Genomic DNA, 7,544 nt, shown 5'->3' on the forward strand with positions numbered 1-7,544 from the left:
AACTGGGGGTTTTGTCATGCCTAATCGGCGCACAAGAAAAAGGCCCTGTATGCGTTTGACATACAGGGCCCGTGCGACTCGTATTCTCTTATTTTACAACGGTTTTCGTCTTTTGCTCGCTCTGTGCCAGCTGCTTCGGCTCCGGCTTCTCATCCTCGGCGACAGCCGATTTGAACGCGAGGACGCTCTTGCCCAAGATCATATTTACTGGGCATCATCCAGCAGGAAATCGACAATATTGATATTGCGTATGCCATCGAAATCTTTGATATAGGTACGATCCATCGTCAAAATGACCTTTTCATACTGATCCCGGATTTTCCGAAGCGGTTCCAATTCGCGTTCTCGTGTTTTTTCATCCAGAATACTTGCCGAAACCTGATAGTAGATTTTCTGATCCGGCTTGGATGCAATGAAGTCTACCTCCAGGGTTCCCAGTTTACCTACACCGACCTCATACCCGCGCCGCAGCAACTCGAGATACACAACATTTTCCAAGACATGACCATAATCTCCGCCATGAAATCCGAGCAGCGCATTGCGCAGCCCAGTATCAACGATATAGTACTTTTCCATGGTCTTCAGATACAATTTCCCTTTTATGTCGTAACGGCTGGCACGATAAAAAATAAATGCATTCTCGAGCATCTTTAGATAATTATCAACGGTCAATGCCGAGGTCTTGCGCCCCTTGCTGGTCAAGTAGCCACTGATCTTGCTGGTTGATACCGGGTTGCCAACGTTATCTGCCAAGAAACGCACGATATGCTCCAAAAGGGCCGGGTCACGGACGGCATTGCGTTGTATGACATCTTTCATCAGGACCGTATTATAAATGCCACTCAAAACCATTTGGACGGTATCAATATGTTGCGGAATACCAGGGATGACTGGCAGACTGCCAAACTGGAGGTAACGTTGAAAGGTCATATCTGTTTGCTGACGTTCTGCTTCAGGCAAAAAATCAAGGTATTCTCGGAAGGAGAGCGGATAGACTTCAATCAATGCGTAACGTCCCGACAACAGGGTAGCAATCTCAGAGGATAAAAGCTTGGCATTGGAACCCGTCAGATAAATATCGGCTATTCCTTTGGCAAAAATGGAGTTGATGGCGCGTTCCCAGTGGTCAACGAGCTGAATCTCATCCAGCATCAAATAAACATGTGACTGCCCATGCATTTGCTCTTGCAAAAAAGTGTACAACTGACGATAATCTTTGATCTCATCGAAACGCATCCATTCAAAATTCAGATGAATGATTTGATTGGCCGCCACGCCGTCTTGTTTCAAACTTTCCTCCAATAAATCGAGCAAGGTTGATTTGCCGACACGACGCATTCCGGTCAATACTTTGATAAGTGGCTGATCTTTTAGCAAAAGTAATTTTCTTAAGTATAAATTTCTTTTTACCATATTTCATCACCTTTTATAAGTATAACATAAAAAATAACTTAATATTTAAGTTTTTATATTATACTTATAAAATTTTTATAAAATAAGGCCTGTGCACAACATAACTGTCGTACACAGACCTTATTGTCATTCACCAAACTTAGAAATGGTATGCCATATAGACATTGCCGCCGAGGCCTTTATGCTGGCCGGCATATGCCTGCATGCTGAGATTGACCTCCCAGGGATTTTCCTGGTTGGATTCGAGCTTCCAGCCGGCTTCTGCCATCAGGCTGCTGCCGCCGATATCGGCTTTGCGGATGGGAGCGCTGAGGCCGGCTGCGGAAACCGTGCCGTTGCTTTCCCCGTCGAACTCATAATCCCAGGCCAGACCGTAGTAGTAATTGTTCCAGCCCGACCGGTTGTTCACGCGCGCACCGATGCGCAGCAGGCTGCTGTTCATCCCATCCAGCTGGTAGTTTGCTTCTCCAGCGCGGAACGAATCGCCGCCGACATGCGTGTAAAAATACTTGCCGTACACATCGAGATCACGCGCGGCGCGCTGCGTGCCGCCCAGGCTCGTGCTTTCCACCTTGTCCGTCAAATCAAAGATGTGTCCAAAGCCCACATGGCCACTCCAGTAATTGCTGCTGGTGTTGTAGCCATAGGCACTGCCGTCGCTGCTGTGAAGGACGGAATCCGCATTGTTCTTCAAGTTGCCGAAGTGCAGGGAACCTTCCACATAGTTCTTGTTCCTGGCCATGTATTTTGCCATCAGGCCGCCGCCATTGTAGTGCGCGTCGCCGCTACCCGTATAGCCGGCACCATCCACACTGTAGTGGCCCTTGCCATATTCATAGAATAGGCCATAGGAGAAATCCCCGTCTTTCGTGGCCGCTTCATTGCCGATGCCAACGAGGCCATTCCACGTGTACGTCTTGCTCTCGCTGCCCGTATCGTACGTGTTCTTGCTGCCACCCAGGCTGGCAAACGTGAATACACCACCTTCCTGACCGTTGAAATTCGTCAGCACGCTGTCCAGGCGGTCACGACCTGCTGCCAGGACGCCGAGGCCCGCTTCATTGGCGATCAAGGCATTATGCGTCTGCTTCGAGGTATCAACTTTGATTTCCGTGCCATTCTTTTTCTGGACCGTATCCATCGTGTAGATGACATTGCCGTTCGCATCGAGAGAGGCAACGCCCATACCTTCGAGGGCATTGCTGATATTCCACTTGCCCTGCTTCGTCGTCAGATTGCCGGCCTCCAGGGTCTTATTGCCCTGCGTATCCAGGAGCGTCATGGAGTAATCCCCGGCCTTGGTGATATTCTCCAACGATTTTGCCGTAAAGCCGATATTCTCCGTATGTACCTTGGTATTGGCAAGGTCAAACTTCCGGCTGTCCGCGAGAGTCAGGACCGTGCCGTCCGTCTGCCAGTCGATAGTCTTGTAGGTGATATCCTCCAGGGAACAAAGGCCATAGGATAAAATATTGTTGTCCGACAGGGAAAGCCCTGCCTTGCCAGTGACTTCCACCCCGCCGTCAGCATACGTCTGAGTCAGCGTCTGCTGGTATTTATCCTTTCCAGATTCATACAGCTTGTCCAGCCCCTTCACCGTAGCGGCTCCAGAAGCATCGATGAGCACATCGTCTTTGAGGACCTGTCCTCCATCTGCAGAAGCGAAATGGTCCAGATTCAGCGTCACATTATCCGGCAGGCTCACTGTATCTGTCACCGTCAGAGCCGGCTGGGAGGGGTCTACGTTGTAGAAAGCAATCTTGTCGAAGTTGTAGATGCCCCGAACCTTGCTTCCATGCCAGTCAGCCGCTTTGCCGGTAATGGTGTTTTTCCCTTCCTTATCCGTGGTCATTTCTTCCAAATAGCCCACGTTCAGTGTATTGCCGCTGTGGGTGATCTCCTTGGTATCATCCCCCGAAGCATCCTGCTTCATATCAACGCCCGTACTCCAGCCATACAGATTGGTCTTGCTCAAATCCATACTGCCACTCAGGTTGATTCTGTTGTCCTGGGCCTTGATACCGTATTCTCCAAGGCTTCCGCCCACTGCCTGGATGGATTCTCCTATCTCTTTATATCCATCCTCCTTCAGGAAATCAATCAGTGAAGTATCTGTTTGCGAAAGGGTATTCAATGCAGCCCCTGCCAGATTCAGCACATTACCTGAAACGATTCCTCCATATAAGACACTGCCGCCAATCATGTAGCCAGTAACAGTGCCACTGACCGTGACCATATTATTGAGAACGGAGTCGGCCATATAACCGCCGCCGATGATGGCTGCCGTCACCACAGCATCTTTCCCGATGGTGACCGTCTCCTGGTTGACGTTGCTTTCTCCATAACCGCCAAGAATATACTGCGTGCCCTCGATCTTCCCTCCGGTAATGGCAACATGATTGTTCGAAACATCTTTGCCTACTGCACCAACCAGCATATTGGCATGGGAAATTTGACCGCCGGTGATATCCACTCGATTCCCATTGCCCTGGCCCTCATGAAAAGAAGAATATCCGCCGCTAATCATTTTATCAGCATCATGGGAATCAGTGGATGAAAAAGTTACAATAGCATTGCCCCCTATGGCTACGGTATTATTGTTGGCTGAAGTTCCTGCCATTCCTCCTGTGATAAAAGCTGTATTCAAAGTACCATCGGTTATGGAAACCTGATTCTCGTTGGCTGTCCCGGTACCATCTGAATATCCACCAACTACATACTGATTGCCCATAATGGATGCGCTGCCGGAAACAGAAAGGATATTACGGGAGGCATTCCCAGCCTCAGCATATCCGCCTGCAATCTCCCTATTATTTTCCAGTTTTCCACCTGTAATGGATACTTTGTTATCCACAACGTTATCTGACAGGGCACCAACAAGGAAGTCGGCTCCCTTAATGGTTCCACCGCTGATGCTCACCTGATTCCTCTCGGCTGTACTTGAATCCGCATCAGAATATCCGCCAAAAATCCCGTATGCACCAGGATGTCCTGAGGTAAGTGTAATGTCCGCACTGCCCCCGATGGATACCTTGTTATCGTTGGCAACTGAATTAGAAAGGCCTCCAAAAATAGAATCAGAAGCAAACGTCCCGCCGGTGATGGTTACCTGGTTTTCGTTGGCTTTGTGAGCTGCAGATTGATGTGCACTTTGAGGGTAAGCCATTCCCCCATAGATTCCCCCAATTTCCTGGGCTCCACTACTGGTGAACGTCACCTGATTGCCGGTGGCATCCCCATTCTCAGCATATCCGCCGGCTGCATACTGAGTATCGCTAACGGACGTGCTACCGGAAACAGAAAGGGTATTATCGGATGCATTCCCATTCTCAGCATATCCGCCGGCTGCATACTGAGTATCGCCAACGGATGTGCTGCCGGAAACAGAAAGGGTATTATCGGATGCACTTCCGTTTTTTGCTTGCCCGCCGGCGATTTCCTTATTATTTTCCAGATTTCCACCTGTAATGGATACCTGGTTGTGCTCAACATGATCAGCGCAGGCTCCGGCAATCAATTCAGCACCCGTAACGGAGCCGCCGCTGAGAACCACCCGGTTTCCCTTGGCTGTACTTAGTGAACTTGGTATACTTGATGATTTTTCAACATATCCACCATAGATGCCATTTCCATCCAATCTGCTAAAATCAATGTCTGCCGTACCCCCGATGGATACCGTGTTATTGTTGACGACTGAATTGGAATAGCCCCCTAAGATGTTGTCGGAATTAAAAAACGTCCCGCTAGTGATGGTTACCTGATTCTCGTTGGCTTGTTGAAGTACCTGTTGAGAGAAGCCCGCTCCTCCAAAAAGAGATGAAATTTGATGAGTTCCACTGCTGCTGAACGTCACCTGATTGCCGATGGCATCCCCATTCTCAGCATATCCGCCCCCTACTATTCCGTCCGCAGCTTGAATGGATGCGCTGCCGGAAACAGAAAGAGTATTATGGGAGGCACTTCCACTCGTTGTAGCTCCACCACAAATCTGTTCTCCTGTTTGATCGCTGTCAATGGTTACCTGCTGCCCGGTCACATCCGCAGCCCAAGCCGGTACCGTGCCGGCAAGCAGGGAAGCTACCACGGCTAACGTCAATTTTTTCCCGCAAATTCTTCTCATGGCTATAATCTCCTATTTTTAACGCTCTTTGCTCAACTCATCATCAGAACTGGAAATTCAGGCCGGCTTCCAGCGACCAGCTATGTTCGATCTTTGGACCGAAGGATTTCTCACAATTGACAAATGCATAGGCATCCTGGTTGAGATGCGTCGTGAGGCCGAGGCCCACATCGTACCAGCTGCCGTCATTATGACCCGTAACGTTCATGCAGCCCGTCATGTCGCTGGCCGAAACATCCTGATTGCCGAGGAACTCATGCAGGAAGTCCGCATTGATGTAGAACGTCGTCTTCTCGCCAAGATCCTGTCCGAGGCGGAAGCCGAGGCGGCTGATGAAGCTGTCCGTACCGGACAGATGGACGCGCGTTCCCTGTGTCGTGCGGTAATCGGCGCTGCCCAGATACGTGTACTGAGCCTGTGCCTGCGGTTCGATGTACCAGGAAGAAGAGAGCGGCATCTTGCGGCCGTATTCAAAGCTCAGCGAATACGCATCATTGTGGTAATCGCCCTGCACCGGCATGCCGCTCTCCGGCAGCAGCGTGAATTTATTGAACAGGCGGCCGTATTTGGCGACGATGTCCGTGTAATGACCTTTATTGCCCAGACGGGTATCGTAGAACCAGGCACCATAGCGCTTCGTGTCACTGCTGCCATTGAGTTCTTTGTAGTTCGCACTGCCGTTCATCCAGTCAAGTGCCGCACCCTGGATGTGTTTGCCAAAGTTCGTTTCGTTCCGCGTCCAGTCATAGCCGACTTCTACCATCGTATTCTTAGCATCATACAGGCCCGTACGCCCCAGCTGATCATGGCGGATTCTAGCCCACGTGCCGTCGCCGTCCGCGCTGTAGCGGGCTTCGCCGAGGCGCTTGTTGAGCGTATCGGTATAAATTTCAGAAATGGCATTCATGTAGTCCAGATGAATGGCCTTCTTGATAACCTTGCCGCTGTCCGAAGGCGTGACCACCGCTTCATCCACGAACCAGTTGGTCCCTTCCTTCACCGGGTTTTCGATGGTCTCGGTCTTCAGGTATTCCGGCAGGAGATTGCCATCTGCATCGGTGGTCTTCTTCCTGGCCATGGCATCCGTCATGATCTTTTCCTGATTCGGGACTTCCTTGGTAAACCCTTTACCAGAAAAAGTCGCCGTTACATAGTCGTTGCCGGGCTTGTAGGTGCCTACGCCGTTTTTGCCCCCGTTGAATTTCTCATTGGCCGCGGTATCTTCCGGGTTGAACTTCTCGTTCTTCACTTTCAGAGTAACATTGTTGATGCCCTGATCCTTGGCCAAGCTCACATCGAATTTGGCGGCCGGATCCCGTTTGTAATCATCCCCGCCGGTGGTGGCAAAGCGGATGCCTTTCAACTCTTCCACTTTGGTATCAGGCTGGAGGTAGGCCTGGATGTGCTGGACCCCGGACTGGCTCAGGTCCCTTACATAGAGCATATCGGATTTGGCCGCATCCTTGGAAAAGTCCATGAGGAAGGTGCCGCCCTCCCCAGTGAGCTTGCCGATGGAAACGGACACCCCGTGTCCCTTCCGGGTATCCACCAGCCCCCCATGGTTGAAGTCCAGAGAGGTGAGGAAGCTCTTGCCCCGGGTCTGCCATTTGCTGCCGGGGTCCATGGTCAGGTTGATGGTACCAGCATTCAAGCGGGGGACGCCGTACATGGCATAAGCCGTATCTGCCTGATTTTTCCAACCGTACAGATGGCCCAGCGCGGATTTATTCATATCGGAAGACACATCCACCTGGCGGGGAGTCAGCTGCCCGGCAGCGTCAAAATCCGCATAATCATCGGCCTGGCCTTCAAAATAGCTGCCATCCTGGAGATGGAGATTCACGCTGCCTCCATCTTTGGCATAGACATCCCCATACAGTTTCAGATGTCCAGCCAGGTTGATGCTCCCATATTGACGGTCTTTGATGGTTTGAATGGTTGTCTCCAACCCTTTTAGATAAGCTTCTGCATATTCTTTTTGACCCTCGTTTATGTCAGGATCATCCAATTG

General features: G+C 50.6%; 3 protein-coding genes. All 3 read right to left on the bottom strand.

The window, feature by feature from the left end; genetic code table 11:
- Positions 1-204: 204 nt before the first annotated feature.
- The 3 genes from DWX75_RS11505 to DWX75_RS11520 all read right to left on the bottom strand — a co-directional run bounded on the left by DWX75_RS11505 (position 205) and on the right by DWX75_RS11520 (position 7,376).
- Complete coding sequence (locus DWX75_RS11505; RefSeq protein WP_118016453.1) at positions 205-1,413, bottom strand: ATP-binding protein; 1,209 nt, start codon at positions 1,411-1,413, stop codon at positions 205-207.
- A gap of 139 nt (positions 1,414-1,552) precedes the next feature.
- The gene (locus tag DWX75_RS12020) at positions 1,553-5,533 is read right to left on the bottom strand and encodes an autotransporter outer membrane beta-barrel domain-containing protein (RefSeq protein ID WP_147671612.1); all 3,981 of its coding nucleotides are present in this window, start codon (positions 5,531-5,533) and stop codon (positions 1,553-1,555) included.
- A gap of 43 nt (positions 5,534-5,576) precedes the next feature.
- Complete coding sequence (locus DWX75_RS11520) at positions 5,577-7,376, bottom strand: autotransporter outer membrane beta-barrel domain-containing protein (protein ID WP_147671614.1); 1,800 nt, start codon at positions 7,374-7,376, stop codon at positions 5,577-5,579.
- Positions 7,377-7,544 lie beyond the last annotated feature (168 nt).

Origin of the sequence: Mitsuokella sp. AF21-1AC (assembly GCF_003458855.1) — a bacterium.
Lineage (GTDB): Bacteria > Bacillota > Negativicutes > Selenomonadales > Selenomonadaceae > Mitsuokella.